11 protein-coding genes are annotated in these 14,761 nt (G+C 65.2%); all 11 read left to right on the forward strand.

Going from position 1 to position 14,761, the window contains the following annotated elements:
• Positions 1–29 precede the first annotated feature (29 nt).
• The 11 genes from LAN61_08045 to LAN61_08095 all read left to right on the forward strand — a co-directional run bounded on the left by LAN61_08045 (position 30) and on the right by LAN61_08095 (position 14,745).
• Positions 30–1,112, forward strand: a complete 1,083-nt coding sequence (locus tag LAN61_08045; protein MBZ5540455.1) for a Xaa-Pro peptidase family protein — start codon at positions 30–32, stop codon at positions 1,110–1,112.
• Positions 1,113–1,119: 7 nt separating this feature from the next.
• Positions 1,120–1,599, forward strand: a complete 480-nt coding sequence (accB, locus tag LAN61_08050) for an acetyl-CoA carboxylase biotin carboxyl carrier protein (protein ID MBZ5540456.1) — start codon at positions 1,120–1,122, stop codon at positions 1,597–1,599.
• A 13-nt stretch (positions 1,600–1,612) separates the two neighbouring features.
• Positions 1,613–2,962 (forward strand): acetyl-CoA carboxylase biotin carboxylase subunit, encoded by a 1,350-nt coding sequence (gene accC, locus LAN61_08055; GenBank protein ID MBZ5540457.1) that lies wholly within the window; start codon positions 1,613–1,615, stop codon positions 2,960–2,962.
• Positions 2,963–2,968: 6 nt separating this feature from the next.
• Entirely contained in the window at positions 2,969–3,595 is a 627-nt protein-coding gene (gene thiE / locus LAN61_08060) for a thiamine phosphate synthase (protein ID MBZ5540458.1), read from the forward strand.
• Positions 3,596–3,621: 26 nt separating this feature from the next.
• On the forward strand, positions 3,622–5,169 hold the full coding sequence (locus LAN61_08065; GenBank protein MBZ5540459.1) for an amino acid permease: 1,548 nt from the start codon (positions 3,622–3,624) through the stop codon (positions 5,167–5,169).
• Between the two features lie 82 nt (positions 5,170–5,251).
• Positions 5,252–6,820, forward strand: coding sequence for an amino acid permease (locus LAN61_08070; GenBank protein MBZ5540460.1), 1,569 nt, complete (start codon positions 5,252–5,254; stop codon positions 6,818–6,820).
• A 398-nt stretch (positions 6,821–7,218) separates the two neighbouring features.
• On the forward strand, positions 7,219–9,210 hold the full coding sequence (locus LAN61_08075) for a SpoIIE family protein phosphatase (protein MBZ5540461.1): 1,992 nt from the start codon (positions 7,219–7,221) through the stop codon (positions 9,208–9,210).
• A gap of 100 nt (positions 9,211–9,310) precedes the next feature.
• A complete protein-coding gene (locus LAN61_08080) occupies positions 9,311–10,054 on the forward strand; it encodes an SDR family oxidoreductase (protein ID MBZ5540462.1) in 744 nt (247 codons plus the stop codon).
• Between the two features lie 62 nt (positions 10,055–10,116).
• Positions 10,117–11,727, forward strand: a complete 1,611-nt coding sequence (locus LAN61_08085) for an NAD(P)H-hydrate dehydratase (protein ID MBZ5540463.1) — start codon at positions 10,117–10,119, stop codon at positions 11,725–11,727.
• The gene (tsaE, locus tag LAN61_08090; protein MBZ5540464.1) at positions 11,639–12,154 is read left to right on the forward strand and encodes a tRNA (adenosine(37)-N6)-threonylcarbamoyltransferase complex ATPase subunit type 1 TsaE; all 516 of its coding nucleotides are present in this window, start codon (positions 11,639–11,641) and stop codon (positions 12,152–12,154) included. The genes LAN61_08085 and tsaE overlap by 89 nt, the downstream gene beginning before the upstream one ends.
• A 107-nt stretch (positions 12,155–12,261) precedes the next feature.
• Entirely contained in the window at positions 12,262–14,745 is a 2,484-nt protein-coding gene (locus LAN61_08095) for a hypothetical protein (GenBank protein MBZ5540465.1), read from the forward strand.
• The last annotated feature ends 16 nt before the right edge of the window (positions 14,746–14,761 follow it).

A 14,761-nucleotide genomic window follows, 5' to 3' on the forward strand; every position in this document is an offset into this window, starting at 1 on the left:
AGGAGACTTCGGTCTCCTCCGTTGTGTTTATGAACGAACCTTTTTCAAATAGACAACGCGCACTGCGCACCCGGCTGGCCGCTGCCGGGGTGGACGCGCTGGTCGTGCCCCAGGCAGCCAACTGGTATTACTTGACGGGGTTTACGGGGGAAGCAGGGGCGCTGGTGATCTCCCGGAAGGGCACGGCGCTAATCACGGATGGGCGATTTACGACCCAGGCCCGCGAGGAGACACGCGGTGTGCGCGTCGTCCAACAGAAAGGGTCGTTGTACGAATCCGTGGGGCAATGGCTGCGAGGGAGCAGGGATAAGCGAATCGGATACGACCCGGGAGCGCTGAGCGTAGAGCAATTCCGGGGACTGCGCCGGGCGGCCGGCAAGGCGCGAACCTGGCTGGGACGCAGGGGCCTCGTAGAGGGCCTCCGGGCGTGCAAAGAGGCCGGTGAGCTGGCGCGTATGCGCCAGGCGGCCTTGCTTGCGGGGAAAGTTCTGGAGGGTGTTCTGGGGCTGCTGAAGCCCGGTGTGCGCGAACTGGAGATCGCGGGGGAAATCGAATATCAGATGCGGCGGGAGGGCGCTTCGGGAGCGGCTTTTGAAAGCATTGTGGCTTTTGGGGAACGCACGGCCCTGCCGCATGCCCGGCCGAGCCCCCGGAAGCTGGGGAAAAATGAATTGGTGGTCCTGGACCTGGGTGCTATACTCGCCCACTATTGCAGCGACATAACCCGCACCGTGTACGTGGGACGGGCGCCCAAGCGGATTCGGGGCTGGTACCAAGGGGTTCTGGAAGCCCAGCAAGCAGCCATAGCCACGGCGCAAGCCGGGGTGGAATGCGGGGAGGTGGATGCCGCCGCCAGGCGGGTGCTGGCCGGGTACGGGCTGGACCGCCGGTTCGTGCATAGTACGGGCCATGGACTAGGCCTGGAGGTGCATGAGGAACCCCGGGTAGCGCGGGGTCAGAAGCAGCGGCTGGCGCCGGGGAATGTGGTAACCATCGAACCTGGGGTATACGTCGCTGGTGTGGGGGGGATTCGCATCGAAGACGACGTGGCCGTACATCTGCAATCAACAGAAGTGCTGACCCGCATTCCGCGGGATCTCATCGAGCTCTAAAACAGGCATGAAACCGAAAAAGGCGAAGAAAGCAGCAGGCGGTGCGTCGTTTGCCGCGCCGGAAATCCAGCAGATTGAACAGCTCCTCGATTTCATGAGCGAGCACAACCTGGAGGAGTTCGAGTACTCGCGGGGCGACTTGCGCATCCGGTTGCGGAAGCCGTCGGCGGGGGCCACTCTGGTACCAATGCGGGCTTCCGTGCCGGAGATCATCGTGGCGGGGGAGCCGAGTCCCGGACAGGCGCCGGGAGCAGCGGCGGAGGTGCGGGCCACCGAAGACCTGCACCTGGTGAAATCTCCCATCGTGGGGACGTTCTATTCCGCTCCGAGCCCCGGCGCGAACGCCTTCGTCAAGGTCGGGTCGTCCGTAGAGGCGGGACAAACGCTGTGCATCGTGGAAGCCATGAAGCTGATGAATGAAATCGAATCGGACGCCAGCGGGGAAGTGATGCGCATCTTCGTGGAAAGTCCCAGCCGGAAGAAGTAGCCCGCGCCTGACCATGTTCCGGAAAATCCTCGTCGCCAACCGCGGAGAAATCGCCCTGCGGGTAATCTGTGCCTGCAAAGAGCTGGGAATATCCACGGTCGCGGTGTATTCCGAGGCGGACCGCAACGCGCTGCACGTGCGCTTCGCCGACGAAGCGGTGTGCATCGGGCCGGCGCGGAGCAGCGAAAGCTACCTGAACATCCCGCACGTGATCAGCGCCGCGGAAATCACCAACGTGGACGCCATCCATCCGGGTTACGGCTTTCTTTCCGAAAACGCCAATTTTGCGAAGGTGTGCGAAGCTTCGGAGATCACGTTCATCGGCCCGCGGCCGGAAATCCTGGAGCTGATGGGGGAAAAGGACCGCGCGCGGCGGGAGATGAAGGCGGCGGGAGTGGCGACGGTGCCGGGCAGCGAAGGAGTGATCGAAGGCGAGGCGCAACTGGCGGGAGAGGCGGCGAAGATCGGCTATCCGCTGATCCTGAAGGCCACGGCGGGGGGCGGCGGGCGGGGGATGCGCGTCGTGCGCAAGCAGGAAGAGCTGCTGGCGGCCTACCAGACGGCGCGCAGCGAAGCGCAGCAGGCCTTTGGCACGCCGGACGTCTACGCGGAACGGTTCATCGAGAAGCCGCGGCACATCGAATTTCAGGTGCTGGGGGACCAGCACGGGAAAGTGATCCATCTGGGCGAGCGGGAATGCAGCATCCAGCGGCGGCACCAGAAGCTGGTGGAGGAGTCGCCCTCGCCGGCGATCACCGCGAAGCGGCGGGAAGAGCTGGGGGGCCAGGTGGTGCGCGCGCTGGAAAAGATCGGCTACACCAACGCCGGGACCGTGGAATTTCTGATGGATGAGGATGGGTCGTTCTATTTCATCGAGATGAATACGCGCATCCAGGTGGAGCACCCGGTCACCGAGCGGGTCACCGGGGTGGACCTGATCAAGGCGCAAATCCGCATCGCCGCGGGGGAGACGCTGGAGGCGGCGGTGGGAAAAGTGAGCTTCGTGGGGCACGCCATCGAATGCCGCATCAACGCGGAGGATCCGGAGACGTTTGTGCCGTGCGCGGGGCGGATCACGGCGTACCAGCCGCCCGGGGGCACGGGCGTACGCGTGGATTCAGCGGCCTATGCGGGGGCCTACATTCCGCCGTACTACGACTCGCTGATCGCCAAGCTGATCACGCACGGGCGGGACCGCGCGGAAGCGATTGCGCGGATGCGCCGGGCGCTGGAGATGTTCGTGATCGAGGGCATCAAGACCTCCATCCCGCTGCAGCGGCGGATCCTGGCCGATCCGGAGTTCGTGGCGGGGCGTCTGGACACGCACTTCATCGAACGGATGCTGGGCTCCGGAGGGAAATAGGCGCGCATGCGGCTTGTGCTCCCCCGGCTGTATGTGATATTGGACGCAGCGCAGCTCTCTTCCGGAGAAACAGACAGCGCTCAAATGCTCATCGAGTCCGGCGTGCGCCTGATCCAATACCGCAGTAAGAATGTTTCCGCGCGCGAACAGATGCGCGATTCCGCCCGGCTTGCCAAACTCTTTCTTCCCCAGGGGGTGATGTTTTTTGTGAATGACCGGCCGGATGTGGCCGTGCTGGCGGGAGCGTCCGGGGTGCACGTGGGGCAGGAGGACCTGGGCGTGGAGGATGCGCGGCGGATTGTGGGCCGGGAGAAGTGGATCGGGGTGTCCACGCACAACGCCGACCAGGTGCGGCGCGCCGCGGAGAGTTCCGCGGACTACATCGCGGTGGGGCCGATTTACGCGACGACCACCAAGGAAAACCCCGATCCGGTGGTGGGGACGAAGTTGATCCGGGAGGCGCGAGCGCTGACGGAGAAGCCGCTGGTGGCGATTGGCGGGATCACCCTGGAGCGCGCGCGGGAAGTGCTGGCGGCGGGGGCGGACTCGCTGGTGGTGATCGGGGACATCTGGCGCGCGGCCGATCCGCGGGCGCGCATCCGGCAATACCAGGAACTGCTGGCCGCGATCTGAGCGGGGCGGCGGCGTGAGGTAAAGGAATGACAGATACCGGGCAAACAATCAGTCCAGCAGTGGCCGGGGAAGAGCACGGATTTGTCCGGGCGATCGGGTTGTTCGACGGCACGATGATCGTCGTGGGGTCGATGATCGGGTCGGGGATCTTCATCGTGGCTGCGGATATTTCGCGGCAGACGGGGTCGGCCGGGGGGCTGCTCTTCACCTGGATTTTTACGGGGCTGCTGACGGTAGCCGCGGCGTTGTCGTACGGGGAGCTGGCGGCGCTGTATCCGCATGCCGGGGGACAGTACGTGTACCTGCGCGAGGCGTATTCGCCGTTGTGGGGCTTTCTGTACGGGTGGACGCTGTTTCTGGTGATCCAGACGGGGACGATCGCGGCGGTAGCCATCGGATTCGCGCGCTATCTGGGGGTGCTGTTTCCGGGGATCTCGGCGGAGACGTGGATCGTGACGCCGGTGGTGATCTCTTCGAAATATGCGGTGAGCCTGTCGGTGCAGCAGCTGGTGGCCGTGCTGATGATCGTCTTCCTGACGTTTCTGAATACGCTGGGGGTGCGGCTGGGGAAGCTGATCCAGAATATTTTTACGAGCGCGAAGACGCTGTCGCTGGTGGGGCTGATCCTGCTCGGGGTGTTCGTGGGGCGCAACGCCGGGGCGATCGCGGAGAATTTCGCGCATCTGTGGGCGGTGCACGGGGCGCAGCCGATCGAGCCGGGTGCGAATTTTCTGCGCGGGCTGGTGCCGGTGGTAGCGGCGGGCAGCGGGGCGTTCGGGCTGTTCGTGGCGTTCGCGGTGGCGCAGGTGGGTTCGCTGTTTTCCGCCGATGCCTGGAACAACATCGGGTTCACGGCGGGGGAAGTGAAGAATCCGAAGCGCGACGTGGCGCTGTCGATGGCCTTCGGCACGCTGATCGTGATCACGCTGTACGTGCTGGCCAATCTTGCCTACCTGCTGGCGCTGCCCATCACGCAGATTCAGAGCGCGCCGGACGACCGGGTGGCCACGGCGGCGCTGAACGCGATCTTCGGGCCGGCGGGCGCGGCGATCATGGCGGTGGCCATCATCATCTCGACCTTCGGCTGCAATAACGGGCTGATCCTGGCGGGAGCGAGGGTGTATTACGCGATGGCCAAGGATGGCCTGTTCTTCCGCGCGACGGGGAAGCTGAATGCCAAGCGGGTGCCGGGGAATGCGCTGCTCTTTCAGGGCCTGTGGATTGCGGTGCTGATCCTGCTGCGCACGCGGCACGTAAACGGGGCCGGCGCGGTGACTTATGGCAACCTATACAGCGACCTGCTGGACTATGTGGTGTTCGCGGTGCTGCTGTTCTACGTGCTGACGATTGCGGGGATCTTCGTGCTGCGGCGGAAACGGCCGGAGGCGGAGCGGCCGTACCGGGCATTTGGGTATCCGGCGGTGCCGTTGTTGTATATAGTGGCGGCCGCGGCCATTATGTTCGTCCTGCTGCTGTACCGGACGCAGACGGCGTGGCCGGGGCTGGTGATCGTGCTGTTGGGAGTACCGGTGTACCTGTTGTGGTCGCGGCGAGGAGCAGGGCGGGCGGCTTGAGCAGCAAAAAGAGTTTGAAACCGCGCAGCAGCGGTGGAGAAGCGCAAAATCTCAGAGAGAAGCGGTAGAGAGGGGGAGACGGATGGGCAATCCACTCTTTGCAACCAAGTCGATGGACCGGCTGCTGAGCGAGGCTGGGGAGACGGGTGAGCACAGCCTGAAGCGGACGCTGGGGCCGATGTCCCTGATGTCGCTGGGCGTGGGGGCGATCATCGGGGCGGGGATATTCGTGCTGACCGGAGCGGCGGCCGCGCAATATGCGGGTCCGGCGATCGTGTTGTCGTTCATCCTGGCGGGTGTGGGTTGCGTCTTTGCCGGCTTGTGCTATGCGGAATTCGCATCGATGATTCCACTGGCGGGGAGCGCCTATACCTACGGGTACGCGACGCTGGGCGAGCTCTTCGCCTGGATCATCGGGTGGGATCTGATCCTCGAGTATGCCTTCGGGGCGGCGACGGTAGCTTCCGGCTGGAGCGGCTACCTGAACAGTTTTCTGCAGGATTTTGGAATTCACATTCCGCCGAGCCTCACGGCTACACCCGGAACGGATCTGGTTTTTTACAACAACCGATGGGAGCGGCTGGCCACGATTCTGCCGACGTTGCGGGCGCACGGGGTGGATCCGGCTGGGTTGCAGCATGCTGCGGGAACGTTCAACGTGGTGGCCTTTCTGGCCATCTGTCTGGTTACGACGGTTCTGGTGATTGGAATCCGGGAGTCGGCCAACCTGAACAACGTGATCGTGGTCATTAAGGTATCGATCGTGCTGGTTTTCATCGGGGTCGCCGCAGCGTTCGTGCTGAAGAATCCGGAAGTGGCCCGCGGCAACTGGCATCCCTTCATACCGCCGAATACGGGTGAATTCGGGCATTATGGCTGGTCGGGCGTGGCGCGCGGAGCGGCGGTCATTTTTTTCGCGTACATCGGATTTGACGCGGTGTCCACGGCGGCGCAGGAGGTCAAGAATCCGCAGCGGGACATGCCCATCGGGATTCTCGGCTCGCTAGTCATCTGCACCGTTCTGTATATCGCGGTGTCCGGGCTGCTGACCGGCGTGGTGAATTACACGGCGCTGAACGTACCGGATCCAGTCGCGGTGGGAGTGGATGCGGCGCGGGGCGGGATGGTCTTCCATGCGGGTGCGCACGCGATCAAACTGAGCAGCTTTCTGGTCAAGCTGGGGGCCATCGCGGGGCTCGGCAGCGTCATGCTGGTCATGCTGCTGGGGCAATCGCGGGTTTTTTATTCGATGTCCTGCGACGGCTTGCTGCCGGAGTGGGCGGGAAGGGTGCATGCGCGTTTCCGCACCCCGTATATCTCGTCGATTACCGTGGGCATCTTCGTCGCCATTTTTGCGTCGCTCATTCCCATCGGCATTCTGGGCGAACTGGTGAGCATCGGGACGCTGCTGGCCTTCGTGATTGTGTGCGCGGGCGTGTGGATTCTGCGGAAGCGGCGCCCGGAGCTTACGCGGCCTTTCCGGACGCCGTGGGTGCCGGTGGTGCCGATCCTGGGCATTATCGTGTCGGGATTGCTGATGGCCAGTCTGCCGCGGGATACCTGGATTCGGCTGGTGGTGTGGCTCGTCATCGGCATGGTGATTTACTTCACCTACGGCGTGAAGCACAGCCGGGTGCGCGGGGCGAAGTAAGGCAGTGGGCTGGCCGGTTGCGGGGAAAGTAGCGTCTGTCGTTCTGAGCTCATCCGATGAGGATGCGCGAAGAATTGCAACCTCCTGGGTTGCCGAGAGTAACCGCTGAGATCCTTTCCGACCGGGTCGGAATCTTCGATCGGCCCCGATGAAAAGCATCGGGGCCGGAGGATGAGACCTTTAAGTGAGTTTTTCGGCAGCCTGTTAGATTCGAGAGAATGGCATCGGTGGAAGGCCGGTTGACCGGTAACCAGGATTCATCCACTCGGTCCCGGCAAAGGGCTCCGGGACTCCTGCCGAAATGACAGAACAGCTGGGCGCGGGTTTGGGTTTGTCTGCGGTTTTGCTTCTGCTGGCTTCCTCTCTTCGGGTAAAGTAAGACTTCGCGCGGTTTTTCCATGAAAACGGCTTGGACAGGTCTGCGGCGGTACGGGCGGCGGGTGTCGCGGCTGGACGCGGTGGCGCTCGTCTGCGCAATGGCCGGCGCGATTCTGCTGCTGGCCGGGCGATTCGTGCGTCCCGGCGGACCGGCGGGTTTCTTCAAGTTTCTGGCGCTGCTCGCGGCGTGCTATCTGCTGGTGCGGCTGATCGGGTGGTGGCGCGGGCGGCTGTTGTGGAGCCTGCGCAACCGGCTGGTGGTGGCCTACCTGTTCATCGCGGTGGTACCGGTGTTGCTGCTGCTGATGCTGGCGGTGCTGGCGGGGCAGATTCTCTATTCCCAGCTCGGAGCGTATCTGCTCTATGAGGACGTACAGGGGCGTGTGGCGCTGCTGGCGGATGGCGCGGAGAACGTGGCGGCGGCGGATGCCGCGCTGCCGGCCTCGATTCCGGATGCGCTGCGCGCAGGGGTGCTGGAGGGGCAGGCGCGCGTGCGGGGCGGGCGGGAGCTGCCGGGGCTGGAAATTAATTTACATGGGGATGCGGGATTGCTGCGGCGTCTCGGGGGAGCGGGTGCGCGGACGTTCGCGGGAATCGTGCAGTCGGGAAACCAGATCCGGCTGGTGGCCCTGAGGCAGGCGGCATCGGCGCGCGGGACGCAGGTTGTGGAATTGAGCGTGGCGGTGACGCCGGAGCTTCTGGAGAGCGTGGCGCCGGACCTGGGGCCGATCCAGGTGACGGTGGCGCAGCGGGTGAAGGGCGCCGGGGCGCGGGACGCGGTGCGCATCGGGGAGGCGGAGTACCGGGCGGTGGGTCGGATCGTGACGCGGCGGCGGACGCTGCAGAAAGCGGGGTTTGCGATCGATCCGGATGTCGAAGGGTTTTCGAAGCTGGACGCGACGTATCTGGAAAACGGGGAAGGAGTGGAGCGCGGACATCCGGTGTTTGCGTTTTTCACGGCGCGGCCGTCGCAGCTCAACCGGCGGATTTTTTCCTCGCTGGGGGATTTGAGCCGCGGAAAGGTGATGTACTTCCAGATCGTGGCGGTGGCGTTTCTGCTGATCGAGCTGGCGGCGCTGATCACGGGGATCGTGCTGACGCGGGCGATCACCAGCACGGTGGCGGATCTCTACCGGGCCACGCAGCACGTGCAGGCGGGGGACCTGACGCACCGGGTGCGCATCGCGCGGCGCGACCAGCTGGGGGTGCTGGGGGAATCGTTCAACCAGATGACGGGCTCCATCAGCAGCCTGATCGAGGAGCAGCGGCAGAGGCAGCGGCTGGAAAACGAAATTTCGATTGCGCGGGAAGTGCAGGCGCAACTGTTTCCGCAGAAGCTGCCGGAGGTGCCAGGGGTGGAGCTGGGTGCCATCTGCCGCGCGGCGCGGGTGGTGAGCGGGGACTACTACGATTTCATCCAGCTCAGCCCGACGCATCTGCTCTTTGCGGTGGCGGACATTTCGGGGAAGGGAATCTCGGCGGCGCTGCTGATGGCCAGCCTGCAGGCGGCGCTGCGCAGCCAGGTGCTGGTGCCGGGGAGCGAGCGGTTGAGCACGGCGGAGCTGGTTTCGCGGCTGAACCGGCACCTGGTGCGGAATACGGCGGACGACCGCTTCGCGACGTTGTTTCTGGCGGTGTATGACTGCGCGACGCACACGCTGCGCTATACGAATGCCGGGCATCTGCCGCCGCTGTGTCTTGCAAACGGGGCAGCGAAGCGCCTGGGCGCCGGGGGGATGGTGCTGGGGGTTCTGGAGGAGTACGAATACGAGGAGGGCTCGCTGGTGGTGGCGCCCGGGACGTTGCTGATCGGCTACAGCGACGGACTGGTGGAACCGGAAAACGTGTATGGCGAGCAGTTCGGGACTCGCAGGCTGGAGGAGGCGGCGCAGCGCAGGCATGGGGCGCCGGTGCACGACGTCGCGGAAGCGCTGATGAGCGCGGCGGACGAGTGGGCGGGGACTCCGGAGCAGGCCGACGACATGACGGTGGTGGTGGCGCGGCTGGGGTGAGGCGCGAGGTGCTGCGCCGTGCAGGCGCCAGGCGGGTAGTGCGGGAAGCAAGGCTGGGCTATACTTTCGGCATTCGAGGGCGGCCTTCAGGGCGGGGAACATGGGACTGCAAAATCGGGTGGCGCTGATCACGGGGGGGAGCCGCGGCATCGGGCGCGGCATTGCGCTGCGGCTGGGGCAGGAAGGCGCACGCGTGGCGATCGCCTACCGCTCGAACAAGGCCGCGGCGCAGCAGACGCTGCGGCAACTGCAGTCGATGGGCGTGGACTGCGTAGCGGTAGAGACGGACATCACCGTGGCGGCGCGCGCCGAGCAGTTGGTGCAGACGGTGGCGGAGCGCTTCGGGCGGCTGGACGTGCTGGTGAACAACGTGGGGGATTTCCGCTGGGGGCTGCTGGGGGAGTCGTCGGTGGAGGAGTGGCAGGGAGTTTTTTCCTCGAACGTGATGAGCGTGCTGTTCATGAGCCGCGCGGCGCTGCCGCAGATGCGGCGGGGCCGCTGGGGAAGGATCATCAACCTGGGAGCGGTGGGAGCGGAGCGGGCGTTCGGGCAGGCCAAGATTTCGGCGTACGCCTCGGCGAAGGCGGCGGTAGTGGCGATGTCGCGGTCGCTGGCGCTGGAAGAGGCCAAGAACGGAATCACCGTGAACGTGGTGAACCCCTCGAATATTGATGAGAAGGAATTGACGCTCAGCGAAGCGCGGCGCATCCGCGACGCGCGGTTTCCGATCGGGCGGCCGCCGACGGGAGAAGACGTGGCGGCGGCGGTGGCTTTCTTCGCCTCCGAGGAGGCCGAGTACGTCACCGGGCAGATTATCAACGTGAGCGGCGGCTGGATGCTGTGAGGCGCGCCGGCGCCCGGACCCGCTTCCGCAGTTGGCAAGCAGCTTCGTAGTGTGAACCATCCATGAAAGCACTGACCGCCGCCGAAATGCGCGAGGTGGATCGCCTGACCAGCGAGCGCTTCAGCGTTCCCAGCCTGCAATTGATGGAAGCCGCCGGCGAACACGTGGCCGAGGCCGTGCTGCGCGAGTTTGCGCCGGGGCTGCCGGCGCGCGTGTGCGTGCTGTGCGGGAAGGGCAACAACGGGGGCGACGGGCTGGTGGCGGCGCGGCAACTGAAAGGCGCGCGGTGCGATCCGCGCGTGTATCTCTTCGGCCGGGCGGAGGAACTGCGCGGGGACGCGGCGGAAAATCTGCGGCGCTGGCGGGAAACGGGCGGCGCGCTGACGGTGGTGGACGATGGCGCGTCGTGGGAAGCGGTCTGGGCGGAAGTCGCCGGGGCCGATGTGATTGTGGATGCGCTGCTGGGCACGGGGCTGCGCGGAGCGGCGGAAGGGCCGCTAGCGCAGGCGATCGAAGACGTGAACCGGCTGTCGGGGAATGCCACGGCGGCCACGCCGCGGCTGATCGTGGCGCTGGACACGCCGTCGGGTCTGCCGGCGGATGGCGGTGCCGCGGGCGGGCCGGTGTTGCGCGCGCATCTGACCGTGACCTTCACGGCGCCGAAGATCGGGCAGCTGGTTTCGCGGGATGCGGGGGCCTGCGGAGCGCTGCGGGTGTGCGCGATCGGGACGCCAGCGGCGCTGGTGGAGCAGACCGGGCAGGGGCGGATCCGCTGGTGCGAGGCGCAGGAGTTCGCGGGACTGCCGCTGGTGCGCGCGGCGGAGGCGCACAAGGGCTCGTACGGGCATGTGCTGCTGGTATGCGGATCGCAGGGGAAGAGCGGAGCCGCGATTCTGGCGGGGCGCGGAGCGCTGCGCGCGGGTGCGGGACTGGTGACAGTGGCGACGCCGGAGGTGGTGCAGGGCGTGGTGGCCGCGGGGCAGCCGGAGTACATGACCGAGGGGCTGCGCGCAACCGAAACGGGAATGGCGTCGCTGGCCAGTCTGGAATACGGGAGGTTTGCGCAGATTCTGGAAGGGAAGAGCGTGCTGGCGCTGGGGCCGGGGCTGGGCACGCATGCGGAAACGCAGGAGCTGATCCGGGTGGTGGTGCGCGATACGGAGTTGCCGGTCATCCTCGATGCCGATGCGTTGAATGCGTTTGCCGGGCGTGGCGGGGAACTGCGCGGGCGCACTGGGCGGCCGGTTGCGCTAACGCCGCATCCCGGGGAGATGGCGCGGCTGCTGGGGAGCACGAGCGCGGCGGTGCAGGGCGAGCGATTGCCGGCGGCACAGGAAGCGGCGCGGCGTTGGAACGCCTGCGTGGTGCTGAAGGGGTTTCATACGCTGATTGCGGGGCCCGAGGGCAGCGTCTACGTGAACACGAGCGGAAATGCGGGGCTGGCCAAGGGCGGGACAGGGGACGTGCTGACGGGAATTCTGGCGGGGCTGACGGCGCAGTTCGGGACGGAAGATTGGGCGCGGGTACTGGCGCTAGGCGTGTATTTGCACGGGCTGGCGGCGGAGCGGGCCACGGGGGATGGGGATGCCTCGGGGCTGCTGGCGGGCGAGGTGGCCGAGGCGCTGCCGGCGGTGCGGCTGGGACTCCTGCGGGAGCTGCAGCAGCGTGGCTGAAGAGTTCATCACCCATTCGGCAGAAGAAACGACGCGGTGGGGCCGGGAATTCGCGGCGCGGCTGAAGGCGCCGGTGCTGGTGCTGTTGTTCGGGGAACTGGGCAGCGGCAAGACCACGCTGACGAAGGGAATCGTGAGCGGGCTGGGAGCGGCGGCGGAGGAGGAAGTGACCAGCCCGACGTTCACGCTGGTGCACGTCTACGGGCGGAAGGCAAAGGTCTATCACGCGGACCTGTACCGCATCGAGAGCCAGGCGGACTTCGAAACGCTGGGGCTGGAAGAGCTCTTTGCCGCGCCGGCGGTGGTCATCCTGGAATGGCCGGAGCGCTTTGCGCTGAGAACGGAGTGGCCGCAGGTGCGGCTGCGGCTGGAACACCTGGGCGGGGATGCCCGGCGCATCACGGTGTTGTCCTGGGAAGAGGAGTGAAACAGGGGCGGGGTCCCCGTTGCCTACCGCGAACCGTCCTGGAGCAGGGTTGTTGCCCCAATTTGCCGCAGTTGTTACCGTAAAAGCAGCCGCTTCAGGCGGACACCATGGCGACTGAACTGTTCTCGTCCGGCCATTCGGAACCGGTGCGGGTCGAACTAAAAAGCTACCACGAGACGATCCCCCTGGGATCGATTGCCATAGGTGTGGACAACATCCACCACGATGTGTTCCTGAGCCCGAAGTTCGTGCAAGCCTCCCGCGACTATCTCTACGACCTACTGCGCCAGAGCACGGCGGCGACGTACTTTCCGGGGATGGAGCTGCGCACGGTAAAGGCGCTGGACACCTCGGCGTACCGCAAGCTGCTGACGGAGCTGCTGCAGAACGCGCTGACGCTGGCGAAACATCAGAAAAACATCGAGGTCGATTACCTGTTTCGGCTGGCGGTGCTGAAATTCCTGACGCAGGAGCTGAGTAACCAGTTCGGGAATCTGATCCTGGAAGGGAAGGAGCGCATCCGGCACCGCGGGGAGTATTTCGAACGCAGCCATGAGGCGCACGTCATCAAGGCGCGGCTCTCCGAGCTGCAGGCGGCGAAGCGCGATGTGCTGCGGGGGATCGGGCAGCAGATTCAACAACTGCTCGCAGACGTCGAGGAGAACATCCTGGCGAAGGCGCGGCGGGCGTTGTTCGGGGACGAGTTTGCGGCGATCTACGAGATGCTGAAGAACCGCATCCTTTTTCTGGAGGGCGGGAAGGACGAAATATTTTTTCTGGAGCACTACGTGCTGCTGGGGAATTACGTGCGCGATCCGGACCGCTTCGAGGCCATGGATGCGCTGTTCCAGGAATTCATGAAGGAAACGGGATTGGAGATCACGCATGACCCGGCGTATGCGGAGGCCAGACAGGCGCACACGGCGCTGCTGGAGGCGGCGCAGCACCTGGGCGGAGAGATCGCCCAGCTGGAAGAGCAGCGGGACACGCTGCAGAAGAAGCTGGAACGCGGGGACGGGCTGCTTTCGCGGTTCATGAGCAGTTCGGAACCGTCGGACATACGGGCTTCGCTGAACGACGTGGAGAAGCGGCTGAGCCATCAGACGGGGAAGCTCGATGAGCTGGGGCCGCAGATCGAAGCCGCCAAGCAGAAACTGGATTTCTTTCACAAGGAATACGCCGGGCGGATCGGCGACTACCTGAACGAGCCGGAGAACGCGCGGAGGATGTTCGACGCGGCGGAGGCGAAGGAAGGGGAGGCGCAGCAGCGGACGCGGCAGCTGAACCGGCTGATCGAGAGGCTGGAGCAGCGGGAAGTGCTGCTGCATATCCTGGCCAGTTATGCGATCCGGCCGATCCGGCACGAATACTGCCCGCCGGTGCACTTGCAGCAACTGCGCAAGGCGCTGGTGTCGAAGGAGGAGCTGCAGCGCGTGGAGCAGGTGCTGAAGCAGGTGCCGGCGCGGAAATTGTCGCTGAAGCCGCTGGAGGAGCTGGCGCGGCGGATCCGCAGGTATTCGCGGGAGGAGACGCAGCCGCTGGTGCTGAAGTTTGCCGTGGATTTTCTGCGCTTGCGGCGGGATCTGCGGGACGCCGAGCATCTGACGGCGTGCATGGAGCGCATCAGCCTGATCACGACGGAGCAGGTGCGCGAGCTCTCGCGGCTGAACAACCGGCTGTATGAGTGCGTGTTGCCGGAAGAGGCGCCGCCGAAGGACGACCGGGTCATCTCGCACGTGATCATCAAGACGGACGTGCGCGGATCGACCAAGATGACGCAGGACCTGCTGAGCCGGGGCTTGAATCCGGCTTCGCATTTCAGCATGCACCTGCACGAGCCGGTAAAGAAGATCATCGACCGGTATGGCGCGAAAAAGGTGTTCATCGAGGGCGACGCCATTATCCTGGCCATCTTCGAAACCGAGAGCAACCAGGCCTACCAGCGGGCGGTAGCCAAGGCGTGCGTGCTGGCGCGGCAGATCATCAACGTGTGCGGGAGCTATAACGGGCGCGCGGTTTCCGGCGATCTGCCAGCGCTGGAGCTGGGAGTGGGGATCGCATTTCAGGAGGACGCGCCAACGTACTGGACCGACGGAGACTCGCGGATCATGATTTCCAAGGCGCTGAATCTTTCCGACCGGTTGTCGGGATGCGCGAAGCTGGCGCGGCGGCTGCTGGGAGCACAGAAGTCACATTTCTCGCTGTACCAGTTTTTGTCGGTGGTCGAGGGCGCTTCGGCGGAAGAAACCGACGAGTTCCTGGTGCGCTACAACCTGAACGGGATCGAGCTGAACGAGGTGGGGTTCACGAAATTGTCGGAAGAGATCGCGCTGGAAATGATCGAGACCAAACTGGACATGCCCTGGGGCCGGGACAACGTGACGCTGTACTATGGCGAAGTGCCCATGGGGGAGACCATCGAGCTGCTGGTGCTGCGCAAGGGCTTTGCGCGGGAACTGCTGCCGGACGGGCGGATTGGCAAGCCCACGACGCACACCTACTATGAGGTGTGCAACACGCCGGCGCTGTACGATCTGGTGGCGGCGCTGAGCCGGGCGCAGGCCGCAGTGATCGGGCCACCCCGCCGGTAATCCCGTATACTCGCAA

The sequence above is a fragment of the Terriglobia bacterium genome (genome assembly GCA_020072785.1).
Classification (GTDB): domain Bacteria; phylum Acidobacteriota; class Terriglobia; order Acidiferrales; family UBA7541; genus Acidiferrum.

Excerpts from the sequence above, each read along its gene's own strand:
- LAN61_08045 (MBZ5540455.1), top strand. The coding sequence starts at position 30 with ATGAACGAACCTTTTTCAAATAGACAACGCGCACTGCGCACCCGGCTG.
- accB (MBZ5540456.1), top strand. The coding sequence starts at position 1,120 with ATGAAACCGAAAAAGGCGAAGAAAGCAGCAGGCGGTGCGTCGTTTGCC.
- accC (MBZ5540457.1), top strand. The coding sequence starts at position 1,613 with ATGTTCCGGAAAATCCTCGTCGCCAACCGCGGAGAAATCGCCCTGCGG.
- thiE (MBZ5540458.1), top strand. The coding sequence starts at position 2,969 with ATGCGGCTTGTGCTCCCCCGGCTGTATGTGATATTGGACGCAGCGCAG.
- LAN61_08065 (MBZ5540459.1), top strand. The coding sequence starts at position 3,622 with ATGACAGATACCGGGCAAACAATCAGTCCAGCAGTGGCCGGGGAAGAG.
- LAN61_08070 (MBZ5540460.1), top strand. The coding sequence starts at position 5,252 with ATGGGCAATCCACTCTTTGCAACCAAGTCGATGGACCGGCTGCTGAGC.
- LAN61_08075 (MBZ5540461.1), top strand. The coding sequence starts at position 7,219 with ATGAAAACGGCTTGGACAGGTCTGCGGCGGTACGGGCGGCGGGTGTCG.
- LAN61_08080 (MBZ5540462.1), top strand. The coding sequence starts at position 9,311 with ATGGGACTGCAAAATCGGGTGGCGCTGATCACGGGGGGGAGCCGCGGC.
- LAN61_08085 (MBZ5540463.1), top strand. The coding sequence starts at position 10,117 with ATGAAAGCACTGACCGCCGCCGAAATGCGCGAGGTGGATCGCCTGACC.
- tsaE (MBZ5540464.1), top strand. The coding sequence starts at position 11,639 with ATGCCTCGGGGCTGCTGGCGGGCGAGGTGGCCGAGGCGCTGCCGGCGG.
- LAN61_08095 (MBZ5540465.1), top strand. The coding sequence starts at position 12,262 with ATGGCGACTGAACTGTTCTCGTCCGGCCATTCGGAACCGGTGCGGGTC.